Raw genomic sequence first — 21042 nt, forward strand, 5'->3', positions numbered from 1 at the left:
CGCCAGGATGATCCCGGAGTCGTTCGAGCAGAGGGAGGGTCCATGGGATCGGGGCAGGCAGTGGCGGTGTTCGGCGCATACGGGCACACCGGCCGGTTCGTGGTGGCGGAGCTGCGGGAGCGCGGGTTCGTCCCGGTGGCCTCCGGCCGCGACGCCGGCAGGCTGCAGGCGCTGGCGGCCTCAGAACCCGGGCTGGAGACCCGCACGGCGTCGGTCGACGACCCGGCCTCGCTCGACCGCGCGCTGGCCGGCGCGGCGGCCGTGATCAACTGTGCCGGACCGTTCGCGGTGACGGCCGCCCCGGTGATCGAGGCGGCGCTGCGCGCCGGGATCCCGTACGCGGACGTGGCGGCCGAGATCGAGGCCAACGCCGACACCTTCACGCACTTCGCCGGCCGCGCCCGCGCCGCAGGAGCGGTGATCGTCCCCGCGATGGCCTTCTACGGCGGCCTCGGCGACCTGCTGACCACCGCCGCCATGGGCGACTGGGACGCGGCCGACGAGGCGCACGTCGCCTACGGGCTGAGCGGCTGGCACCCCACCGCCGGGACGCGCGCCGCCGGAGCGGTCTCCCGGCGGCGGCGGGACGGGCGGCGCGTCGTGTACACGAACGGCCGGCTGGAGTACCGCCAGGACGACCCGCCGGTCCTGGAGTGGCCCTTCCCCGACCCGATCGGCCCTCGGGCCGTCATCGGGGAGTTCACGATGGCCGACGTCGTCACCGTTCCCAGCCACCTGTCCATCCCCGAAGTGCGCACCTACATGACGGTCGCGGCCGCCAGGGACCTCGCGGCCCCGGACACGCCGGCGCCGGTCCCGGCCGACGAGCGCGGGCGGTCGGACCAGACCTTCCTCGTCGACGTCGTCGTGCGCTCCGGCGGCGGCGAGCGGCGCGCCACCGCGAGCGGCCGGGACATCTACGCCGTCACCGCCCCGCTGGTCGCGGAGGCGGTCGAGCGCATCCTCACCGGACGCACCACGACCGTCGGCGTCGCCTCCGCCGGCGCGATCTTCGACGCCTCCGACTTCCTCCGCGCGCTGTCCCCGCACATCTCCGTGGAACTGCGCTCCTAGGCCTGCCGGGAGTCCGGATCCCGGGAAGGCCGGAGGCCTCGGAGCCCGGGGACGGCGACCGGTGCGGCCGGCGGGCCGGCCCGCATCGGCGGCGCGGGACTACTCCCGGCGTCCCGTGAGCGGCCGGTCGCTGATCCCGGTGGGGTAGTGCGGATGACTCCGCGAGGGGGACGCCCGCCGCCGGCGGACGGACGACGATTACGGAGAGGCGGTTACGGAGAGATGCATGGGACATACCGTCACATATCCGTAACCATGGCGATAGCTTCGCGGAATGGTAGAAGGAAGTTCTACAGGGCATCCTCCTCTCCAGGAGGTGCCCACATGCGCGACGAGATCAACGTGGACGTCTGCCCCGGTTATCCCGTCAGCTGGCAGGCCACGGCGCTGAACACGATCATGCGCGGCACCTTCAAGCCGATCTCCGGGCTCCTGCTGCGGTCGGACGCCAGCGTGGTCGCCGCCTCCCGGATCGTCGCCCTCGCCACGAAGGTCCCGCTCCGGCTGCCCGGGCACGTGACCGTCGAGGGGGAGTCCATCGGAGGGTGCGAGGGGGAGTGGGTCCGCGGCGGGCGGGAGCTCGACGAGCGCAAGGTCCTGCTCTACTTCCACGGCGGCGCCTACTTCGTCTGCTCCCCGGCCACCCACCGGCCCATCACCTGGCGCCTGTCGGTCGCCGCCCGCCGCCCGGTGCTGGCGCTCGACTACCGCCAGGGCCCGGTGCACACGCTGGCCGAGTCGCTCCAGGACGCGCTCGCCGCCTACCGGTGCCTGCTGGAACGGGGCTACGACCCGGCCGACGTCCTGTTCGCCGGTGACTCGGCGGGCGGCCACCTCACCCTGGCCGCCCTGCTGGCGCTGCGCGACCGGGGGCTGCCGCCGCCCGCCGCCGCCGTGTGCCTGTCCCCGTGGACCGACCTCACCGACACCCCCCGCCGGGTCAACCGGCTGGCCGACCCGCTGATCCCGGCCGGCCGCGTCGACTGGCTCGCCCGGCGCTGGACCTCCGGCCTCGACGCCCGCGACCCGCTGGTGTCGCCGGTGCTCGGCGACTACGCCGGGCTGCCCCCGCTGATGATCGTCACCGGTTCCACCGAGGTCCTCCGCGACGAGGGGCGCCGCGTCGCCGAACGCGCGCGCGAGGCGGGCGTCCCGGTGACCTATGAGGAGTGGCGGCGCATGCCGCACGTCTTCCCGCTCCTCGCCGACATCCTCCCCGAGGCGCGCCGGGCCTTCCTGCACATCGCCCGCTTCCTGGACGCGGCCCGGGTGCTGTCGGCCGGGGCCGCCCCCGCGGACGTCTCCGCCGGCGGCGCGCTCGCCGCGGACCTGCGCGCCGCGGACCCCGGCGCGGCGGACCTGCTCGCCGCGGGCCTCCTCGGCTCCGAGCCCGCTGACGGATCCGGTTCGGCGGCGGCCTGAGGGCGTGGGGATCCGCCGGGTACGGCCCGGCGGCGATCTGACCGCGCAGAGAGGGGTTTCCCCCAGGTAGCGCCGGTATGTCCAGCACCTCGGACCCCATCGGTTACTTACCTTGAGGGATGATTCGCCTTACCCGCCATAGTGCTTGTGACCGGTCGGGAGCGAAGGCCCGCTCCCTCCGGTCACAGTGTGCTTGCCGTAGCGCGCACACGAGAGGCTCGATCCGGATGGCACGTGGCGGAACCGGCCCCGGGAACGGGATGCCCCCTGGCGTGCGGCCGCTGACCGTGGGAGACCCGGTCGTCATCGGCCGCCATCTCCTGCTCGGCCGGCTCGGCGCCGGCGGCATGGGCGTGGTCTACCTGGCCGAGCACCCGTACGGCGGGGTGGTCGCGATCAAGACGCCGCATCCGGTGCACCTCGACGATCCCACGCTCCGCGCCCGTTTCGCGGAGGAGGTGGAGTTCTCCCGCCGGGTGGTCCCGTTCTGCACCGCCGCGGTGATCGAGGACGGCACCGACCGGGAGCGGCCCTACCTGGTCTGCGAGTACGTCCCCGGCCCCGCCCTCTCCCAGGTGGTCTCCGCCCGCGGCCCGCTCACCCCCGACCTCGCCTACGGCATCGCCCTCGGCGTGGCCGCCGCGCTGACGGCGGTGCACGAGGCCGGGCTGGTCCACCGGGACCTGAAACCGGCCAACGTGCTGCTGTCGCCCACCGGCCCGCGGGTCATCGACTTCGGGATCGCCAGGGACATCGCCAGGGACATCGCCGGGGGCGCGAACGGCCTCGCCGCGCTCACCCAGGCCGGGCAGGTCATGGGGAGCCCCGGCTGGGTCGCCCCGGAACGCCTCACCGGCGGCAGGGCCCTGCCGCCCTCCGACGTCTTCTCCTGGGGATGCCTGGTCGCCTACGCCGCGACCGGCCACCACCCCTTCGGCGCCGGCGAGCCCGACGCGCTGGCCCGGCGGATCCTGGTGGAGCCGCCGCGGCTCTGCGCGGTGCCCGCGCTGCTGCGCCCGGTGGTCGAGGCCGCGCTGGACAAGGAGCCCGCCCGGCGCCCTCCGGCGGCGGACCTGCTCGGCGCGCTGCTCGCCGTGGGCGGGGTCGGGGACCCGTGGGACCTGCGGGTGGCGGTCGCCGAGGTGCTGGCGGAGATCTGGACGCCGGTCCCGTACCCGCAGGAGGAGGGGAACCCGGATCCGCCGCGGGCCCGCCCGGCGGCCGGGCCGGCGGACCGGTCCCGGAACCGGCCGCGGGTCCACGAGCGGCCCGAGGCCCCGGTCAGGGGGACGCGCAGGGCCGCCCGCGACGGCGCCCATCTGCCCCAGGCCGGGTTCGCCGCGCTGGCCACGGCCTCCATGGCCGTGCTCGCCGTGCTCGCCGCCGGGAACGGCGGTCTCGGGGAGGGGACGGACCGGCCGCCCGAGCACGTGCCGATGGTGGTCCCGGCCGACGGGACGCCCACGGGCGGCGCCTTCCGCAGGACCCGTCCCCCGGCGGGGGAGGCCCGGACGGTGCCGCCGGTCGGCCCGTCCACGATCACGGTCACCACGACGCGGACCTCGCCGGTGCCGCAGGTGAGCGGGCACGCGGAGGAACGGGTCCCGGACGGGCCGCGCGATCCGGCGGAACCCTCCGACGAACCCGGGGGCGGCGCCCCCGGGGAACCGCAGACCTGCGCCGACGGGGAGGGGCGGGCCGCGGCGCGGGATCCCGGAGAGGACTGCCCGCCGGATACGGCCGCGCCCAGGCCCTCCTTCACCCGGATCCCGCAGACCGGCGACGGGGAGAGCCCCTCACCGTCGCCGAGCGCGACGGCGACCGCCTCCCCCTCCCCGTCCTCCTCCGGTCCGGTGCCGCAGATCGGGGACTGAGGGACCCGTACGGGCCTCCGGGAGGGGCCGAGGCCATCCGTTAGGGTGAACGGCGCCAGCCGAGTCGGAGGGGGAACTGTGCCGGGTGCGGTCGAACTGAGCGGTGTCGGGGTCCGGGTGGTCGGGCGGACGCTGCTGGCGGACGTCGACTGGCAGGTGGAGTACGGCCAGCACTGGGTCGTCCTCGGCCCCAACGGGGCGGGCAAGACGACGATGCTCTCGCTGGCCGCCGCCGTACGGCACCCCAGCGAGGGCGCGGCCACCGTGCTCGGCCAGCGGCTGGGCCGGGTGGACCTCAGGGAGCTGCGCCGCCGCATCGGCCTGGTCGCGGCCAGCCAGCGGCTCGTCGACGAGGAGCTGCTGGAGGAGGAGGGCGCCACCGCGCACACCGTCGTCCTGACCGGATACACCGGGAGCAGCGCCCCGCTGTGGGACCGCTACGGTCCCGGCGAGCACGAGCGCGCCCACCGGCTCCTGGCCGACATGGGCTGCAAGGACCTGGGCGACCGGCTGTTCCGCGTCTGCTCGCAGGGGGAGCGGGCCCGCATCCGGGTGGCCAGGGCGCTGATGGCCGATCCGGTGGTCCTGCTGCTGGACGAGCCGTTCGCCGGACTCGACCTGCCCGCCCGCGAGGACCTGATCACCGTGCTGGAGGAACTGGCGACGGTACGGCCCGCGCTGACCACGATCACCGTGACGCACCACCTGGAGGAGGTGCCGGCGACCACGACGCACGCCCTGCTGATGCGCGACGGCCGGATCCACGCGGCGGGACCGGTGGAGGAGGTCCTCACCGGCCGGAACCTGTCGGAGTGCTTCGGCCGCGCCCTGCGGATCGACCGCCTGGACGGCCGCTGGTCCGCCCGTGCCGTCCGCGGACGGCACGGATAGGACGGAACAGGGACCGCCGACGGGACGGGGGCGTCCCTCCGCGCGGTGCGGGCTCAGTCCTTCTTGCGCTGGCGGATCAGTCCCATGAACCCGGGGCTGGGCTTGAACCGGGCCGTCCAGGTCTCGGCGATCTCCAGCGGTTCGCCGGTCTGCGGGTTGCGGCCGGTCCTGGCGGGTTTGTGGACGATCTCGAAGGAGCCGAAGCCGGGGATCGCGACCTTGTCCTCGCCTGCGACGGCGTGCTGGATGGTGTCCAGGATCGCGTCCAGCGCCGCGGCGGTCTGCCGCCGGGTGAGACCGGCCTCCGCGGCGGCCTTCTCGATCAGCTCACGCTTGTTCATGAGGAGTCCTCCTCGGCGGGCGGTCGGGGGTGACGCAGGAATCCCCTTCAGGGAGGGAGCGGTCACGTGCCTGTTCCTGCGGTGTCCGGGAGGGCCAACACTACGGGGATCACGCGGTCTGTTTCATCCCCGGGTGCCGGGGAAGGCCGGGCGCCGGGAGGAAGGGAGGCGGCCTGGCGCCGGGGAGCGCCACCGCCGGGCGCGGGTCACGCGCCGATGTGACCGAACCTCCGCCGCTCGTCGCCGTCGGCCATGACCAGCTGCGCCAGGTCCACGTGGCGGCCGACCTCCCGCACGTCGGCGCAGTCCGCCACGAGCGTGCGCTCCCCGTCGACCAGACGGGTGACGCGCAGGCACGGTCGATCGTTCACCACGAGCGCCTCGACCTCGATGCCGTTCGGTCCCAGCCAGATCCCCATAAAACCGAGGCTAGGGAGACAAGAGTAAGAACGGGGTAACTGGAAGGGCATATCAGGATGGAACATCCATGTCTGAATAAAATTTCCCCAGAACTCCCGTGTCGCGTGTTTTATCCTCATTCATTCCTCTCTCCTCCCAGGCTCACGCCCGTATCCGCACCCACGCCCGCACCTGGGTCCGTGCTCCGGCCACGGACCTATGGCCGTGCCGGGTGCTCAGAGGCCGTGCCCCGTGCCGGGTGCTCAGAGGCCGCCGACCGGGGCGAACGCCGCGGCGTGGTCACGGGCGAAGTCGGCGACGGTACGCGGCGGGCGGCCGAGAAGGCCGGTGAGCGCATCGGTGGTGAAGTCCCCCCAGCCGGAGGCGTACGCCTGCGCGTACTCCTCGAGCATGTCGGCGATCCAGGCCGGCACGCCGCAGCCGAGCAGCGTCTCGCGCTTGGCGTCGTCGCCGACCGGCAGGTACCTGACGGGTCTGCCGAGCGCGAGGCTCAGCTCACCGGCGACCTCGTCGAACGTCAGCGAGCGCGGGCCCGTGAGGGTGTACGTCGCGCCGTGGTGGCGGTCCGGATCGTCGAGGAGCACGCGGGCGGCGCACTCGGCGACGTCGCGTGCGTCGACCATGCCGATCCGCGCCGCGGCCATGTTCAGCGCGAACGCGCCGTCGGCGGCGATGTCGCCCGCCTCGTTCAGCAGGTTCTGCATGAACCAGTGCGGACGCAGGATCGTCCAGCGCATGCCGCACCGTTCGGTCTCCCGGTCCGACAGGGCGTGCAGCCTGCCGCTGCGGTTCGGCGCGTCGTGCGCCGCCCCGACGGCGGACAGGCGCACGACGCGCTCCGCACCGGCCCGGCGGGCGGCCCACACGGCGTTCATGCCGTTCTCCGGAGCACGCGGGCCGTTCGGGGTGAGCAGCCAGACGTCCTGCACGTCCTCGAAGGCGGGCGGCAGCGACCGGGCGTCGTCGAGGTCGCCGACGACGACCTCGACCCCCCGCTCGCGCAGGCCGTCCGCGCCGGACGATCGGCGGACGAGGGCGCGGAGGTTCACCCCGGCCCCGCGCAGCGCGTCCACCAGCGCGGTGGACACGGTTCCGGTGGCTCCGGTGATCAGTATGGTGCGCGACATGCTCGTTCTCCTTCGGGTGGTGAGGACATGGATCAGACGGCGAGGACACGGATCAGAGGACACGGATCAGCTGACGTACCGCGACGGCGACCCGACGGTGAGGCGCTCCAGGACCCAGAGCGCGGCGGTCCCGGCCGAGAGCGCGGCGCCCAGGGCGCACACGCCGGCCCAGCCGCCGTGCGCCCAGGCCGCCGACGCCAGCGCCGAGCCCGCCGCGCCGCCGAGGAAGAGGGAGGCCATGAAGGCGGAGTTGATCCGGTTGCGCGCCTCGGGCCGGAGTGCGTAGAGGACGTTCTGGCTGCTGTTGAGCACCGCCTGGTGCGCCAGGTCCAGCACGACCACGCCGGCGAGCAGCCAGGGCAGGGAGTGCGGCCCCGCCGCGAGCGCCGCCCAGGACGCCAGGAGCAGGGCCGTCCCGGCGCCGGTGACGGTCTGCACGTGCCCGCGGTCGGCCAGCCGCCCGGCCACCGCGGCGGTCAGCGCACCCGCGACGCCGAGCAGGCCGACCAGGCCGATGGCCGACTCCGTCCAGCCGTACGGCGGCCCCGCCAGCAGGAAGGTCAGCGCCGTCCACAGCACGCTGAACGAGGCGAGGCTCAACGCGCCGATGCCCGCGCGCCACCGCAGCAGCGGCTCGTGCCGGAACATCGCGACCGTCGAACGCAGCAGCCCCGGGTAGGACAGGCCTTTGCCGTCCCCGCCGAGCCGGGGCAGGAAGCGGTGCAGCAGTACGGCGGTCAGCGCCATCAGGGCCGCGTGCACCCAGTAGACCGTCCGCCACCCGCCCGCTTCCGACAACGCCCCGGCGGCGGTCCGCGCCAGCAGCAGACCGAGCATCAGCCCGGTCATCACCGTGCCGACCACCCGGCCGCGTTCCGCCGGATCCGCCAGCGTCGCCGCGAACGGCACCACGACCTGTGCTCCGACCGAGGTCAGGGCGGTCAGAGCCGTACCGGCCAGGAGTGCCGTGCCGTCGGCGGCGGTGGCCGAGACCAGCAGGAACACCGCGGTCGCGGCGTAGAGCGACACCGCCAGCCGCCGCCGCTCCATCAGGTCGCCGAGCGGCACCAGCAGGATCAGCCCCAGGGCGTACCCGCCCTGCGCCGCCGTCACCACCAGCGCCGCCGCCGAGGGCCCGATCTCCAGCTCCCGGCCGATCAGGTCGAGCAGCGGCTGCGCGAAGTAGTTACCGGCGACGGCCAGGCCGGTGGCGGCGGACATGAGCAGGAGCAGGCGGTGCGGCAGGCCGCCGTTCGCAGGGGATCTCGTCGCCGTCATGTCCCCAGCCTCGAGGAAAAAGGATCAATGAGTCCAACGCATGTTCGTCATGGCCGGCGATCGTGTATGACGATTGATCCATGGAGCTTCAGCAGATGCGCTACGTCGTCGCCATCGCGGAGACGGGCAACTTCACCCGCGCCGCCGAACGGTGCCTGGTCGTCCAGTCCGCGCTGAGCCACCAGATCGCCCGGCTGGAACGCGAACTGGGGGCCAGGCTGTTCGACCGCACCAGCCGTCGCGTCCGGCTGACGTCCGCCGGTGAGGCGTTCCTCCCCGCGGCCCGCCAGGCCCTCGACGCCGCCGAACGGGCCCGCGCCGAGGTGGCGGCCTCCGCCGGCGAGATCCGGGGCGGCCTGGCCGTCGGCGCCATCCCCACCGTCACGGCGGTCGATCTCCCGACCGTGCTCAGGCACTTCCACCTGCGGCACCGGCAGGTGCGGATCAGTCTCCGCTCGGGCGCGAGCGAGGAGCTGACCGAGCGGGTGCGGCAGGGCACCCTGGACGTCGCCTTCCTGGGGCTGCCCCTGGGTGCGGCGCCCAGAGGCGTCCGCGGTCGCGAACTGGCGCGCGGCGACCTCGTCGCCGTGGTGGCGCCCGGTCACCCGCTGGCGGACCGGGAACGCCTGGAGCTGCGTCACCTGTCGGACGAGCCGTTCGTCGACTTCCCCGCGGGCACCGCCGGGCGGGTCCAGTCGGACGAGGCGTTCGCGGCGGCCGGGGTGCGGCGCGAGGTCGCCTTCGAGGTGAGCTCCCCCGACTTCATGGCCCGTCTGATCCGCCAGGGTCTGGGCATCGGGATGCTACCCGCGGCCTTCGCGGCCGGGCTTCCCGATCTGCCCGTCCTGCGGCTCCGTGACGCTCCCGCCCGGATGGAACATCTCATCTGGAGCCGCTTCCCGCCGTCTCCCGCCGCCGCGGCGTTCCTGTCCGCCCTCGCTGTCCCGGTGGCCGGGACTCCGGAGCCGGCGGGCCCGTGACGCCGGGAGCACCGGGCCGGCATGCAGGAACCCCGCCTCCCTGGGGGGAAGGAGGCGGGGTCTTCGTCCTGGTCTCGGGAGTCCGAGCCCGGGGGCGGACCGGGAGCGCGGGTCTCGGCTCAGGCGGATGTCAGGCGGGCCGGGCGGGCTCCGCATGCCCTGAAGAGCCGCCCGTCCGCGCCGACCGCGAGACCTCCGCTCCCGGTCCTGGCCCGGGTCAGTGAGCCTCGAACTGCTCCTCCTCCGTGGAGCCCTTGAGGGCCGTGGTGGAGGAGTCCGGCGCGATGGCCGTGCTGACCAGGTCGAAGTATCCGGTGCCGACCTCGCGCTGGTGACGGGTGGCGGTGTAGCCGCGGGACTCGGCGGCGAACTCGGCCTCCTGCAGCTCGACGTAGGCGGTCATGCCCTCCTCGGCGTAGCCCTGAGCCAGGTTGAACATCGAGTAGTTGAGCGAGTGGAAGCCCGCCAGCGTGATGAACTGGAACTTGTAGCCCATGTGGCCGAGCTCGCGCTGGAACTTGGCGATGGTGGAGTCGTCCAGGTGCTTCTTCCAGTTGAACGACGGCGAGCAGTTGTAGGCCAGCATCTGGTCCGGGTACCGCGCCTTGATCGCCTCGGCGAACTCGCGGGCCACGTCCAGGTCGGGGGTGGAGGTCTCCATCCACAGCAGGTCGGAGTGGGGCGCGTAGGCCAGACCGCGGGCGATGCAGGCGTCGACGCCGTTGCGGACGCGGTAGAAGCCCTCGGCCGTGCGGTCACCGGTGGTGAAGGCGCGGTCGCGGGGGTCCACGTCGGTGGTCAGCAGCGTCGCGGCCTGTGCGTCGGTCCGCGCGATGATCAGGGACGGGACACCCGACACGTCGGCCGCCAGGCGGGCCGCGTTGAGGGTCTTGATGTGCTGGCCGGTCGGGATGAGGACCTTCCCGCCGAGGTGGCCGCACTTCTTCTCGGAGGCGAGCTGGTCCTCCCAGTGCACGCCCGCGGCACCGGCCGCGATCATGCCCTTCATCAGCTCGAAGGCGTTCAGCACGCCGCCGAAGCCGGCCTCGGCGTCGGCCACGATGGGAGCGAGGTAGTAAGGAGCGTTCTCCGCGTCTCCCGAGCCCTCGGACCATTCGATCTGGTCGGCCCGGAGCAGGGCGTTGTTGATGCGGCGCACGACGGCCGGGACCGAGTTGGCCGGGTAGAGGCTCTGGTCCGGGTAGGTCTGGGCGCCGAGGTTGGCGTCGGCGGCGACCTGCCAGCCGGACAGGTAGATGGCCTTCAATCCCGCCTTGACCTGCTGGACGGCCTGGTTGCCGGTCAGCGCGCCCAGGGCGTGGACGTAGTCCTCGCTGTGCAGCAGGTCCCACAACCGCTCCGCGCCGAGCTTGGCGAGAGTGTGCTCCTCCTGGATCGAGCCCCGCAGCCGCACGACGTCCTCGGCCGTGTAGGTCCGCTCGATGCCCTTCCACCGGGGGTCGGTCTGCCACTCGCGCCGCAGTTCCTCTGCGGCTCCCTTGAGGCGATCGTTCATTTTTTCACTCCTTGTCGTCCCCTGGGTGCCTTGCCCTGAGTCTGTGCCCCGCCGAAACGGGCAAACAAGGTACTTTTCGCGGAAAGAACGATGTTTTTTCTGTTCTAACTAATACTGACCGGTATTCAGTGGAGAAGAACATGCGAGTTTCCGCTATGGACTAGACCAATCATGTGTGTGGTCCGGCTCACTCGCGGCCCACTCGCGGCTCACTCGCGGCTCACTCGCGGCATGGCGCGGCGGTGCGGGGGTGGCGGTGCGGGGGTGGCGGTGGTGCGGCCGATCCGGGACGGTGTCCGCGCGCCCGGCGGGTGCGCTGTCCGCGAGTGGAAGATGGCTTGAATTTTCGCTTAGGATCAGGACATGACACCTCTTGTCGGAGAAGAACCGCTTTCTTTGACGCAGGAGCTCGACCTCATCGCCTTCGGTCAGCGCCTGCGCCACCTGCGCAAGCAGCGCGGTCTCACCCTCTCCGACCTGGGTGAGCGGGTGAGCCGGGCGCCGAGTCAGCTCTCCCTGCTGGAGAACGGCAAGCGCGAGCCGAAGCTGTCGCTGCTCAAGTCGCTCGCCTCCGCGCTCAACGTGCCGGTGGAGGAGCTGCTCCGGCGGCAGGCCCCCAACCGGCGCGCGCAGCTGGAGATGGAGCTGGAGGAGGCCCAGCGCGACCCCCTCTACGCCGGCCTCGGCCTGCCCCGGCTGAAGGTCTCCGCGCGCGTGCCCAACGACGTGCTGGAGCACATCCTCGGCCTCTACGGCGAGCTCCGCTCCCGTCAGGCCAAGGGCACCGCCACCCCGGAGGAGGCCCGTGCCGCCAACGCCGAGCTCCGCCGCAAGCAGCGCGAGCAGGGCAACTACTTCGCCGAGATCGAGAAGGCCGCCGCCGAGGCGCTGGCGGCGGTCGGCTACCGCTCCGGCGCGCTCTCGCAGAGCACCGTCCAGGCGCTGGTCACGCACTTCGGCTACAGCGTGCGGACGGTGCAGGACCTGCCCCGGACGGTCCGCTCGATCACCGACCTGCGCAACCGGCGCATCTACGTCAAGCACGAGCAGCTCGGCATGCACACCCCTCGCACGATCCTGCTGCAGACCATCGGCCACCTGGCGCTCGGCCACCACAAGCCGCGCGACTTCGCCGACTTCCTGCGCCAGCGGACCGAGGCCAACTACTTCGCCGCCGCGGTTCTGGTCCCCGAGGCCGCCGCCGCGCCGTACCTGCGGGAGGCCAAGCAGGACCGGGCGCTCAGCGTGGAGGACCTGCGCGACGTGTTCGCGGTCTCCTACGAGATGGCCGCGCACCGCTTCACCAACCTGGCCACGCACCACCTGGACCTGGTCTGCCACTTCGTCCGCAACGACGTCGGCGGGATCATCTACAAGGCCTACGAGAACGACGGCATCGTCTTCCCCGCCGACGAGCAGGGCGCGATCGAGGGCCAGCGCATGTGCCTGCAGTGGTCGGGCCGCCAGGTCTTCCTCTCGCCCGACCGCTTCTCCGTCTTCTACCAGTACTCCGACTCGCCCACCGGCACCTACTTCTGCGTCGCCCACGTGGACCCGAGCCGGGAGCGGGACTTCGCCATCACGCTCGGCGTGCCGTACCGCGAGTCGCGCTGGTTCCGCGGCCGGGAGACCGTGAACCGGACCAAGTCCGAGTGCCCGAGCGGCGACTGCTGCCGCCGGCCGCCGCCCGAGCTGACCCAGCGCTGGGAGGGCTACGCCTGGCCGTCGGCGCGCGCCAACTCGCACGTCCTCGTGGCGTTGCCGCCCGGATCCTTCCCCGGGGTGGACGAGGCCGACGTCTACACCTTCCTGGAACGCCACGCCGCGGACTGATCCCCGGTGCCGCGGGACCGGTCCGGCCGATGATTCACGTCGCCACGGTGACCCATAGGGTGATACCCGTGCATTCCGGGGTGACGGGGAGGATGGGCTGTGCTGCCTGAGGTGGAGGCATGGCTGCGCCGCCGTACGTCGTCCTGGGACGACTGGTCCCCGCCGGAGCTGCTGGAGGCCCGGGGGGACACGACGGTCAGCGTGGTGCTGCCCGCGCGCGACGAGGGGGAGACGGTCGGGGAGATCGTCACCGCGATCCGGCGCGAGCTGATGGAGGCGGTGCCGCTCGTCGACGAACTCGTGGTCGTCGACTCCCGCTCCACCGACGACACCGCCGCGCGCGCCGCGGCGGCCGGAGCCCGGGTGGTGGCGCAGGACGAGGTCCTGCCCGACCTCAAACCGCTGGACGGCAAGGGGGAGGCGCTGTGGAAGTCCCTCGCCGCGACCTCCGGCGACCTGCTGGTCTTCGTCGACGCGGACCTGCGGGAGTTCCGCACCTCGTTCGTGACCGGGCTGCTCGGGCCGCTCCTGGCCGACCCCGGCGTGGTCTACGTCAAGGGCTGCTACGACCGGCCGCTGCGCGACGCGCGGGGCGCGGACGCGCCGGGCGGGGGCGGACGGGTCACCGAGCTGGTCGCGAGGCCGCTGCTCAACCTGCACTGGCCGCTGCTCGCCGGGTTCGTCCAGCCCCTGGCGGGAGAGTACGCCGGGCGCCGCTCGGTCCTGGAGCGGGTCCCGTTCGTCACCGGCTACGGCGTGGAGCTCGGGCTCCTGATCGACCTGCTGGAGCTGTCGGGCCTGGACGCGCTGGCCCAGGTGGACCTGGGCCGCAGGGTGCACTCCCACCAGTCCACCGAGGCCCTCGGCGGCATGGCCGCGCAGATCCTGCAGACCTCCTGGTCGCGGCTGGCCCGCCAGGACAAGATGGTCCCGCTGCACGAGCCGTCCCCGCGCCTGGCCCAGTTTCGCCGCGGGCCGGCCGGGCACCATGCGACCGTGCGGGACGTGGCGGTCTCCGAGCGCCCGCCCATGGCCACCGTTCCCGGGTACGGCTCCTGCCGGTAAGGTAGAGGGTGTTACCGATGGTAACCCTTTCTCGGAGGAACGGACGATGAGCGAGAACGGCTTCTGCCCGGAACCGAGCGCCGACGTGCGCGAGGTGCGCGACTGGGTGCACGAGTTCGCCCGGACGGTCGTCCGCCCGGCCGGCGCCGAGTGGGACGAGCGCGAGGAGACGCCCTGGCCGGTCATCCAGGAGGCGGCGAAGATCGGCCTCTACTCGCTCGACTTCTTCGCCCAGCAGTCCTTCGAGCCCAGCGGCCTCGGCCTGATGGTCGCCTTCGAGGAGCTCTTCTGGGGCGACGCCGGGATCGGCCTGTCCATCGTCGGCACCGGCCTGGCCGCCGCCGCCCTGTCGGCCACCGGGACCCCCGAGCAGATGGGCGAGTGGCTGCCGCAGATGTTCGGCACCCCCGACGACGTCAAGCTCGGCGCGTTCTGCGCCTCCGAGCCCGACGCGGGCTCCGACGTGGGCGCCATCCGCACCCGCGCCGTCCACGACGAGGCCTCCGGCGACTGGATCCTCAACGGCGTCAAGACCTGGGCCACCAACGGCGGCATCGCCGACGTGCACGTCGTCGTCGCCTCGGTCGACCCCTCGCTCGGCACCCGCGGCCAGGCCTCCTTCGTCGTCCCGCCGGGGACCCCCGGCCTGTCGATGGGCCAGAAGTTCAAGAAGCACGGCATCCGGGCCTCGCACACCGCCGAGGTCGTCCTCGACGGCGTACGGGTGCCCGGCTCGTGCCTGCTCGGCGGCAAGGAGAAGCTGGACGCCCGGCTCGCACGGGTGCGCGAGGGCGGCAGGGCCGGTGAGCAGGCGGCCATGCGGACCTTCGAGACGACCCGCCCCTCGGTGGCCGCGATGGCGGTCGGCATCGCCCGCGCCGGGTTCGAGTACGCCCGGGACTACGCTCGGGAGCGTGAGCAGTTCGGCCGCCGGATCGGGGAGAACCAGGCCGTCGCCTTCCTGCTCGCCGACATGGCCACCCGGGTCGACGTCGCCCGGCTGATGACCTGGCGCGCGGCCTGGATGGCCCGCAACGGCCGGTCGTTCGACCACGCCGAGGGGTCGATGTGCAAGCTGGTGGCGGGGGAGACGGCGGTATGGGTGACCGAGCAGGCCATCCAGATCCTGGGCGGGGCCGGCTACACCCGCGACCACCCGGTCGAGCGCTTCCACCGGGACGCGAAGATCTACACCATCTTCGAGGGCACGTCCGAGATCCAGCGCCTGATCATCGGCCGCGCGGTCACCGGCCTGCCCGTTCGCTGAAGATGTCGGATTCCGCGGACGGGCTCTGACGGGCGTTCCGGATCTCTGGTCCGTCACCGGTCCGTGAGAACCGGAAGAGCGGTGCAGACGGCCGCGCCGGAGCGGCCGTCGATCATTCACGGAGAGTGGTCGTCCAGGCTGATCGCGGGCAGTCCGCGGGTCTTGTCCGGCACAACTGCGCTCACACTGAGTAGTGATCTTCGGTGGGCCTCGCGACGGGGCCGTGGACCGTCTGTTCCGTCGCTGTTCCGTGTCGGTAACGGGCAATGGCTCCACTGAATGAGTCATCCATGTCTCACTTGAAGCATTTATGTCTCTTGTGGGTTACCATTGGCTCATGAGCTTCGATCGTGATCATGTGCTGCACGCCGCCGCTGAGCTGCTGACACGCAAGGCGACGGCGACCATGGAAGAAGTCGCCCGAAGCGCGGGGATCAGCAGAGCGACGCTGAACCGTCACTTCGCCGGGCGCGATGCCCTTGTGCGCGCCCTGGAGGAGTTGGGCATCGCCGAATGCGAGGCGGCCTTGGAGGCGGCGCGCATCGAGGACGGTGCGGCCGCGGGCGCGGTGCGCCGTCTGATCTGCGAGATCCAGCCCTGTGCGGGGCTGCTCGCCTTCCTCTACTCCGAAAACCAGCTCTTCGAGGGCGAGAAGCAGAACGCGGGCTGGTTCCGTATCGAAGAGCGGCTCACCGGCCTGTTCCGCCGAGGCCAGGAGAACGGTGAGTTCCGCATCGACTTGAGCGCGACGTGGCTCGCCGAGGCTCTCTACGGCCTGCTGGCCGCCGGCAGCTGGGCCGTCATCGAGGGCCGGGTGGCCCGCAACGACTTCACCCACATGATCGCTGAGCTGCTGCTCGGCGGCGCGACGCGAAGGGACGAATCATGACCGGTGTTCTGCATCCGGGGGAGCAGGACAGCGCGCAGCGGCGCTCCGGCCGCTGGCTCGCCTTGGGCGTCCTGGTCCTCGCCGTGCTGCTCGTGGCGGTGGACGCCACCGTCCTGGGCCTGGCCACGCCCTACCTCAGTGAGGATCTGCAGCCTTCCGGCACTCAGCTGCTGTGGATCGGCGACGCCTACTCGTTCGTGATCGCCGGCCTGCTCATCTCCATGGGCAGCCTGGGCGACCGCATCGGCCGCAAGCGCCTGCTGCTGGTCGGAGCCACCGCCTTCGGGCTGGTCTCGGTGCTCAACGCCTACGCGCAGACCCCCGAGATGATGATCGCCGCCCGGGCGCTGCTCGGTGTCGCCGGCGCCACGCTGATGCCCTCCACCCTCGCGCTGATCCGCAACCTCTTCCAGGACCCCCGTGAGCGCAGTCTCGCCATCGGCATCTGGAGCGCCGCAGCCTCGGCGGGTATGGCGGTCGGCCCGATCGTCGGCGGCCTGCTGCTGGAGCACTTCTGGTGGGGCTCGGTGTTCCTGATCAACCTGCCCGTGATGGCCCTGCTGGTCGTCGTCGGGATCAAGCTGCTGCCGGAATCGCGCAACCCCTCCCCGGGGCCGTGGGACCTGCCGAGTGTCCTGCTGTCGACGGTCGGCATGGTCGGCGTCGTGTACGCGATCAAGGAGGCCGCCGCCGACGGGTTCACCTGGCCCACCCTGGCGGCAGGCCTGCTCGGTGGGGCCGCTCTCCACGGGTTCGTCCGGCGCCAGCGCCGTCTGCCGATCCCGCTGGTGGACGTCCGGCTGTTTCGCAGCGGCGGCTTCAGCGGCGCCGTCCTGGCGAACCTGCTGACCATCCTCGGATTGTCCGGGCTGCTGTTCTTCCTCTCCCAGTACCTGCAGCTCGTCCAGGACCGGCGGCCCATCGAAGCGGGCATCGCCGAGCTGCCGACCGCCGTCGGCGCGGTGGCGGCCGGCCTGATCGCCGGCGCCGCGGCGCGGCGCTTCTCGGTGCGCGCGGTCGTCTCCGGCGGCCTGGCCGTCATCGGCCTGGCCCTGGCCGCGCTCACCACGATCAGCCAGTCCACCGGCTACCCCCTGCTGGGCGCCACCCTGCTGGTCGTCGGCTTCGGCGCCGGGCTGTCGTTCACGGTCACCTCGGACGTCATCCTCACCGCCGTCCCCAAGGAGCAGGCCGGCGCTGCTTCGGCGGTCTCGGAGACGGCCTACGAACTGGGCACCGCTCTGGGCATCGCCCTGCTGGGGTCCGTCGTCACCAACATCTACCAGGACTTCACCGGACCGGCCGGAACCCCGCAGGCCGCACACGAGTCACTGGCCGGAGCCGTCGTGGCCGCCGCGCGCATGCCCGCCGATGCGGCCGCCGCGCTGCTGCACGCGGCACGCGAGTCCTTCGTCGGCGGAGTGGCCCTCGCCGCCGGCGTCGGCGCCGCCTTGCTGCTTGTCGCCGCCGCCGTCGCGTGGTTCCTGCTTCGCGGACAGAACCCGGCCGATGAGCCCGTCCAGCACTGAGGAACGAGGAAGGCCGTGCAGGCGGCACCTGCCGCCGCAGGAAAGGGCCACGTCGGCGGACGGGTCCTGGCGGCCGATTCGCCTGAGTGACTGTTGCGAAACGTCCACCAAGTGAACCGCCCCGGGTTTGATGGAGACATCGAATGAGACGCGGTCGCACGGTGTGCGGTGCCGGCGGTCAGACGGTGACGACCGTGCGGAGTCCGCCTCGCTCGAGCACCTCTCGGGCGAAGGCCACGAGCTCCGGAGTCGACTCGAGCAGTACCTGGAACTCGGGGCGCACCCCGTGCCGGCGGAAGCCGATGACGACCACGCGCAGGTCCGGGTCGAGGGCCGCCAGCCAGTCCGCGGTGCGCGCGAGCTGATCGGGAGCGTCGTTGACGCCCGGCACCAGCAGGAGCCGCACCTCGTGCAGCCTCCCGCTGCCGTGCAGGTGCCGGATCGAGTCGCGCACCAGTTCGTTGCCGCGGCCGGTGAGCCGACGGTGCACGTCGGAGTCCAGCGCCTTCAGGTCGACCATGAACCCGTCGGTGACCGGGAGCAGTTCGTCCCAGACCCGGGGCAGGGCGTGGCCGTTGGTGTCGACGAACGTCGTCAGCCGGCGTAGCCGAGGGTCGGCGCGGACGCCGCCGAACAGGTCACGGATGAAGCGCCACTGACCGGTCGCCTCGCCCCCCGAGACGGTGAGCCCGGCGAGGTACGGCTCGGCCGACCGGATCTCCTCCAGCAGTTCCGCGACGGAGGCGTCCCGGGTGTCCGGGCGCCGGGGTGGGATGGTCTGGGGGTTGTGGCAGGCCAGGCAGTCGAACGAGCAGCCCTGGAGGAAGACCGTGAACCGGTTCCCCGGGCCGTCCACCCAGGAGAACGGGATGACCTCAGCGACGCGAGCCGACATCGAGCTCATGGGCCATGATCCGTTTGGGCGCGCGGTGGTGGCCGTGCGACTGGGCGACCGCTCCGGCACCGAGGAAGGTGCTGTCGTGACGGGCGCCGTCCTCGACCTTCGCAAGATCGGACTTGCGCACCATGTAGCCGGTGATCCGGATGAAGTCGTTGCTGTCGAGGTTGAACGTCACGTCCCGCATGCCGGTGCGCAGCGCCCCGCGGACGATGTCCACGACCGCGTCGGGGTTGCGCCGCGCGGTCTCGTCGAACGCGAGGATGTCGCTGATCCCGGCAGGGAACAGCACATGGTGAGGGGTGACCGTCTGGAGGTGTCGCAGCAGCCCGGGTTCCTCGCCGATCGGGATCCGGCAGCCGGCGGTCACGCCGACGTCCAGGTCGATGCCGGATTGGCTGTGCAGCAGTGCTCGGCCGGCGTTTCCCCCGCAGTAGGGCATCGGCCGTGCGGCGACCAGGTCGCGCACGCGGAGCAGGATCTGGTGGGCCAGCTCGTCGGCCACGTCGTCGTGGCCGTAGCGTGCGGTGACGCCCTCGCATCCCAGCACCAGGGCCACCGCCTCGGCGAGCCCGAACACACCGAACATCGCGGAGTACCGGTCCAGGTGGAGCAGCCCGTCCGCCACCAGCCAGGAGTGCTCGAAGAAGCCGGCCTCCTCGACGAGGTGCCGGATCCGTGCCTCCATCAGCTCGGCGGTCAGCTCCACGTAGCGCGGCAGCAGGTCGTCCAGGAAGGAGCTCCGCGACCCCTCGTGGAGCAGCGCCACCTCGCGCAGGTTCAGCCGCACCAGCGTGTGCGAACCGCCGCCGGAGCGGAGCGAGTTGTAGCAGGACGCCACGCCGTATTCCGGTCCGAGGTCGGCGACCATCATCGGGTGGTTGACGAAGTGCGGCTTCCCGCAGGCGAAGACGGTCTCCACGGCGTCGCGCACCAGGTCGTCCGGCGTCCGCGCCGGGTCGACCTTGAGCGTCAGGTTCGGGACGACCTGCAGCAGGTCGCGCTCCAGGCGCAGGGCGGTGCGGCCGACGCGGGTGTCGTCCGGGCCGAGGTTGGCGTGGGCGAACGCGTCGGGCAGCATCCGGTCCATCGCGATCCAGAACAGCCGGAGCCTGCGGTACAGCTCCTCGTCGGAGACGCCCTCGGTGTACGGCTCGAGCAGCGCGTCGAGGTCGCCCAGCCACACCGGGTAACCGGTGATCGAGGGGACCTGGGTGTAGCCGATCAGCAGCGTGTTCAGCGCCTCGTCCAGATCGCGGGCCGGCTCGAGTTCGAGGAACGCGGACCCGTCGCGCAGAAGCTTCGCGTAGTCGGGGAGGATGTAGCGGGGCCGGTGCGGGGCGTTGCCCTCGTACATGTCGCAGATGATCCGCTTCTCAAGCGCCTCGGCGCAGGCCGCCGAGACCGGCGGCGGATCGAGGGCGTTCTCGGACAGCCCGGCAAGGCGGTGCATCCGCTGCCGGTAGGTCAGTGTCGGGTCGTCGATCACCTCCCGTGCCAGCGCGCGGACCTCAGTCATCTCCATCCTTCGAAGGTACGCGGCCGGCGTCGGCCAGGGCAGGGACGAAAGACCTGAGATCGGCTCTCGGCTTGATCTTCGACCTGTGCCCTCGGCCGTCCCTCTGATCCGCTTCTGAGATCTCTCCGTTCGGCGGACACGAGTACGGCCGCCCGGCGCCGGGCGGCGGACCGGGCCGGCCGCCGTGGCGACGTAGAGCTGGACGACGTGCCTGCCGTACCGCTGACCGGCTTCGGCTTGGGCGCCGTCCCCCCTGTTCCCCAGGGCGTCATCGCCGGAATCGTGGACGGCCGGATCCGATCGGCTGAGCCGCGCTCCGGCGGTCAGTCCGCAGAGCCGGCCGGCTCCAGCATGGGCACGAGGAACCGCCGGGCCACCGCGGCCAGCCGCCCGTCGTCGTCGAGGTCGACGACCTGGCTGGGGATCGCCAGGAAGGAGGCGGAGATCCGGACCATCAGCTCGGCCACGAGATCGGTGTCCAGGTCGCCCGAGACGTTGCCCGCGCGCTGCTCGCGGCGGAGCTGGCCTGCGACGAACTGCCGCACGATGGCGAGGGTGCGGCCTCCGTCGCTGACCATGGAGGGCACGATCAGGTCCGGTTCCGCGGTGATCAGGCCGCCGATCAGCGGGTTGCCCCGGATGGCGCGCAGCGAGCTCACGAAGCCCAGGACCACCCGGTCGGCGGCGGTGCGGGCCTGTTCGATGTCGGCGAGGAACCGGTCGAAGTAGCGGCGGAACTCCCGGCGGACCACGTGTTCGACCAGCGCGTCCTTGGTGGGGAACCGCCGGTAGACCGTGACCCGTGAGACCCCGGCCCGGCGCGCGACGTCCTCCATGGTGGAGCGCCGGATCCCCAGGCGGCAGAACTGCTCGTACGCCGCGTCGAGGATGCGCGTCCGGGTCTCGTCCAGGTCGTCGACCCGTTCGACGGCGTCGGTGTAGGCGCGTTCCAGCAGCGAATCCGAGTCGGACGGCGCCATGAGCGCGGACAGCACGGGTTCCACGATCACCTCCTGTGTTGATTCTGCCCGATCGCCCACAACCGCCGTCGCGGTCTTGTGGTGCACGACACGGTGTGCTCTATTGGTGATACGCAGATGCACTATACGTCTCATCGTA

Annotated in this window: 18 protein-coding genes; 10 read left to right on the forward strand and 8 right to left on the reverse strand. The window is 72.3% G+C overall.

Features of this window, described 5'->3' with window-relative positions:
• Positions 1 to 42 precede the first annotated feature (42 nt).
• The 4 genes from HS045_RS26905 (at position 43) to HS045_RS26920 (ending at position 5261) form a co-directional block, all read left to right on the forward strand.
• The gene (locus HS045_RS26905; RefSeq protein WP_196454261.1) at positions 43 to 1074 is read left to right on the forward strand and encodes a trans-acting enoyl reductase family protein; all 1032 of its coding nucleotides are present in this window, start codon (positions 43 to 45) and stop codon (positions 1072 to 1074) included.
• Between the two features lie 324 nt (positions 1075 to 1398).
• Positions 1399 to 2496, forward strand: coding sequence for an alpha/beta hydrolase (locus HS045_RS26910; protein ID WP_196454262.1), 1098 nt, complete (start codon positions 1399 to 1401; stop codon positions 2494 to 2496).
• Between the two features lie 260 nt (positions 2497 to 2756).
• Positions 2757 to 4370, forward strand: coding sequence for a serine/threonine-protein kinase (locus HS045_RS26915; RefSeq protein ID WP_196454263.1), 1614 nt, complete (start codon positions 2757 to 2759; stop codon positions 4368 to 4370).
• Between the two features lie 78 nt (positions 4371 to 4448).
• Positions 4449 to 5261, forward strand: coding sequence for an ABC transporter ATP-binding protein (locus HS045_RS26920; protein ID WP_196454264.1), 813 nt, complete (start codon positions 4449 to 4451; stop codon positions 5259 to 5261).
• A 53-nt stretch (positions 5262 to 5314) separates the two neighbouring features.
• Here the strand turns inward: HS045_RS26920 and HS045_RS26925 are convergent, their stop codons facing one another.
• The 4 genes from HS045_RS26925 to HS045_RS26940 all read right to left on the reverse strand — a co-directional run bounded on the left by HS045_RS26925 (position 5315) and on the right by HS045_RS26940 (position 8427).
• Entirely contained in the window at positions 5315 to 5602 is a 288-nt protein-coding gene (locus HS045_RS26925; protein ID WP_068893833.1) for an HU family DNA-binding protein, read from the reverse strand.
• Positions 5603 to 5808: 206 nt separating this feature from the next.
• Positions 5809 to 6021, reverse strand: a complete 213-nt coding sequence (locus HS045_RS26930) for a hypothetical protein (RefSeq protein ID WP_196454265.1) — start codon at positions 6019 to 6021, stop codon at positions 5809 to 5811.
• A gap of 243 nt (positions 6022 to 6264) precedes the next feature.
• Positions 6265 to 7149: an SDR family oxidoreductase gene (locus tag HS045_RS26935; RefSeq protein WP_196454266.1), complete on the reverse strand. Its 885-nt coding sequence runs from the start codon at positions 7147 to 7149 to the stop codon at positions 6265 to 6267.
• A 66-nt stretch (positions 7150 to 7215) separates the two neighbouring features.
• Positions 7216 to 8427, reverse strand: coding sequence for an MFS transporter (locus HS045_RS26940; protein ID WP_196454267.1), 1212 nt, complete (start codon positions 8425 to 8427; stop codon positions 7216 to 7218).
• 80 nt (positions 8428 to 8507) lie between these two features.
• On the opposite strand from HS045_RS26940, the gene HS045_RS26945 reads away from it, so the two are divergent.
• Positions 8508 to 9407 (forward strand): LysR family transcriptional regulator, encoded by a 900-nt coding sequence (locus HS045_RS26945; RefSeq protein ID WP_196454268.1) that lies wholly within the window; start codon positions 8508 to 8510, stop codon positions 9405 to 9407.
• Positions 9408 to 9624: 217 nt separating this feature from the next.
• On the opposite strand, the gene aceA is transcribed toward HS045_RS26945, so the two are convergent.
• Positions 9625 to 10923, reverse strand: coding sequence for an isocitrate lyase (gene aceA, locus HS045_RS26950; protein ID WP_196454269.1), 1299 nt, complete (start codon positions 10921 to 10923; stop codon positions 9625 to 9627).
• Positions 10924 to 11286: 363 nt separating this feature from the next.
• On the opposite strand from aceA, the gene HS045_RS26955 reads away from it, so the two are divergent.
• From HS045_RS26955 to HS045_RS26975, 5 genes are all read left to right on the forward strand, one after another.
• Complete coding sequence (locus HS045_RS26955) at positions 11287 to 12756, forward strand: helix-turn-helix domain-containing protein (protein ID WP_374191417.1); 1470 nt, start codon at positions 11287 to 11289, stop codon at positions 12754 to 12756.
• A 99-nt stretch (positions 12757 to 12855) separates the two neighbouring features.
• The gene (locus HS045_RS26960) at positions 12856 to 13821 is read left to right on the forward strand and encodes a glucosyl-3-phosphoglycerate synthase (RefSeq protein ID WP_196454270.1); all 966 of its coding nucleotides are present in this window, start codon (positions 12856 to 12858) and stop codon (positions 13819 to 13821) included.
• Between the two features lie 46 nt (positions 13822 to 13867).
• Complete coding sequence (locus HS045_RS26965) at positions 13868 to 15088, forward strand: acyl-CoA dehydrogenase family protein (protein ID WP_196454271.1); 1221 nt, start codon at positions 13868 to 13870, stop codon at positions 15086 to 15088.
• Between the two features lie 337 nt (positions 15089 to 15425).
• Entirely contained in the window at positions 15426 to 15977 is a 552-nt protein-coding gene (locus tag HS045_RS26970) for a TetR/AcrR family transcriptional regulator (RefSeq protein WP_196454272.1), read from the forward strand.
• A complete protein-coding gene (locus HS045_RS26975; protein WP_196454273.1) occupies positions 15974 to 17506 on the forward strand; it encodes an MFS transporter in 1533 nt (510 codons plus the stop codon). The genes HS045_RS26970 and HS045_RS26975 overlap by 4 nt, the downstream gene beginning before the upstream one ends.
• Before the next feature lie 178 nt (positions 17507 to 17684).
• Here HS045_RS26975 and HS045_RS26980 read toward each other — a convergent pair whose 3' ends face one another.
• The 3 genes from HS045_RS26980 to HS045_RS26990 form a co-directional block, all read right to left on the reverse strand.
• Positions 17685 to 18410 carry a radical SAM protein gene (locus HS045_RS26980; RefSeq protein ID WP_196454274.1) on the reverse strand — a complete coding sequence of 242 codons (726 nt, stop codon included), beginning with the start codon at positions 18408 to 18410 and terminating at the stop codon, positions 17685 to 17687.
• Positions 18382 to 19929, reverse strand: coding sequence for a YjjI family glycine radical enzyme (locus HS045_RS26985; RefSeq protein WP_196454275.1), 1548 nt, complete (start codon positions 19927 to 19929; stop codon positions 18382 to 18384). The genes HS045_RS26980 and HS045_RS26985 overlap by 29 nt, the downstream gene beginning before the upstream one ends.
• Before the next feature lie 317 nt (positions 19930 to 20246).
• Positions 20247 to 20903 carry a TetR/AcrR family transcriptional regulator gene (locus HS045_RS26990; protein ID WP_196454495.1) on the reverse strand — a complete coding sequence of 219 codons (657 nt, stop codon included), beginning with the start codon at positions 20901 to 20903 and terminating at the stop codon, positions 20247 to 20249.
• Between the last annotated feature and the right edge of the window lie 139 nt (positions 20904 to 21042).

Source organism: Planomonospora sp. ID82291, from assembly GCF_015711645.1.
Classification (GTDB): domain Bacteria; phylum Actinomycetota; class Actinomycetes; order Streptosporangiales; family Streptosporangiaceae; genus Planomonospora.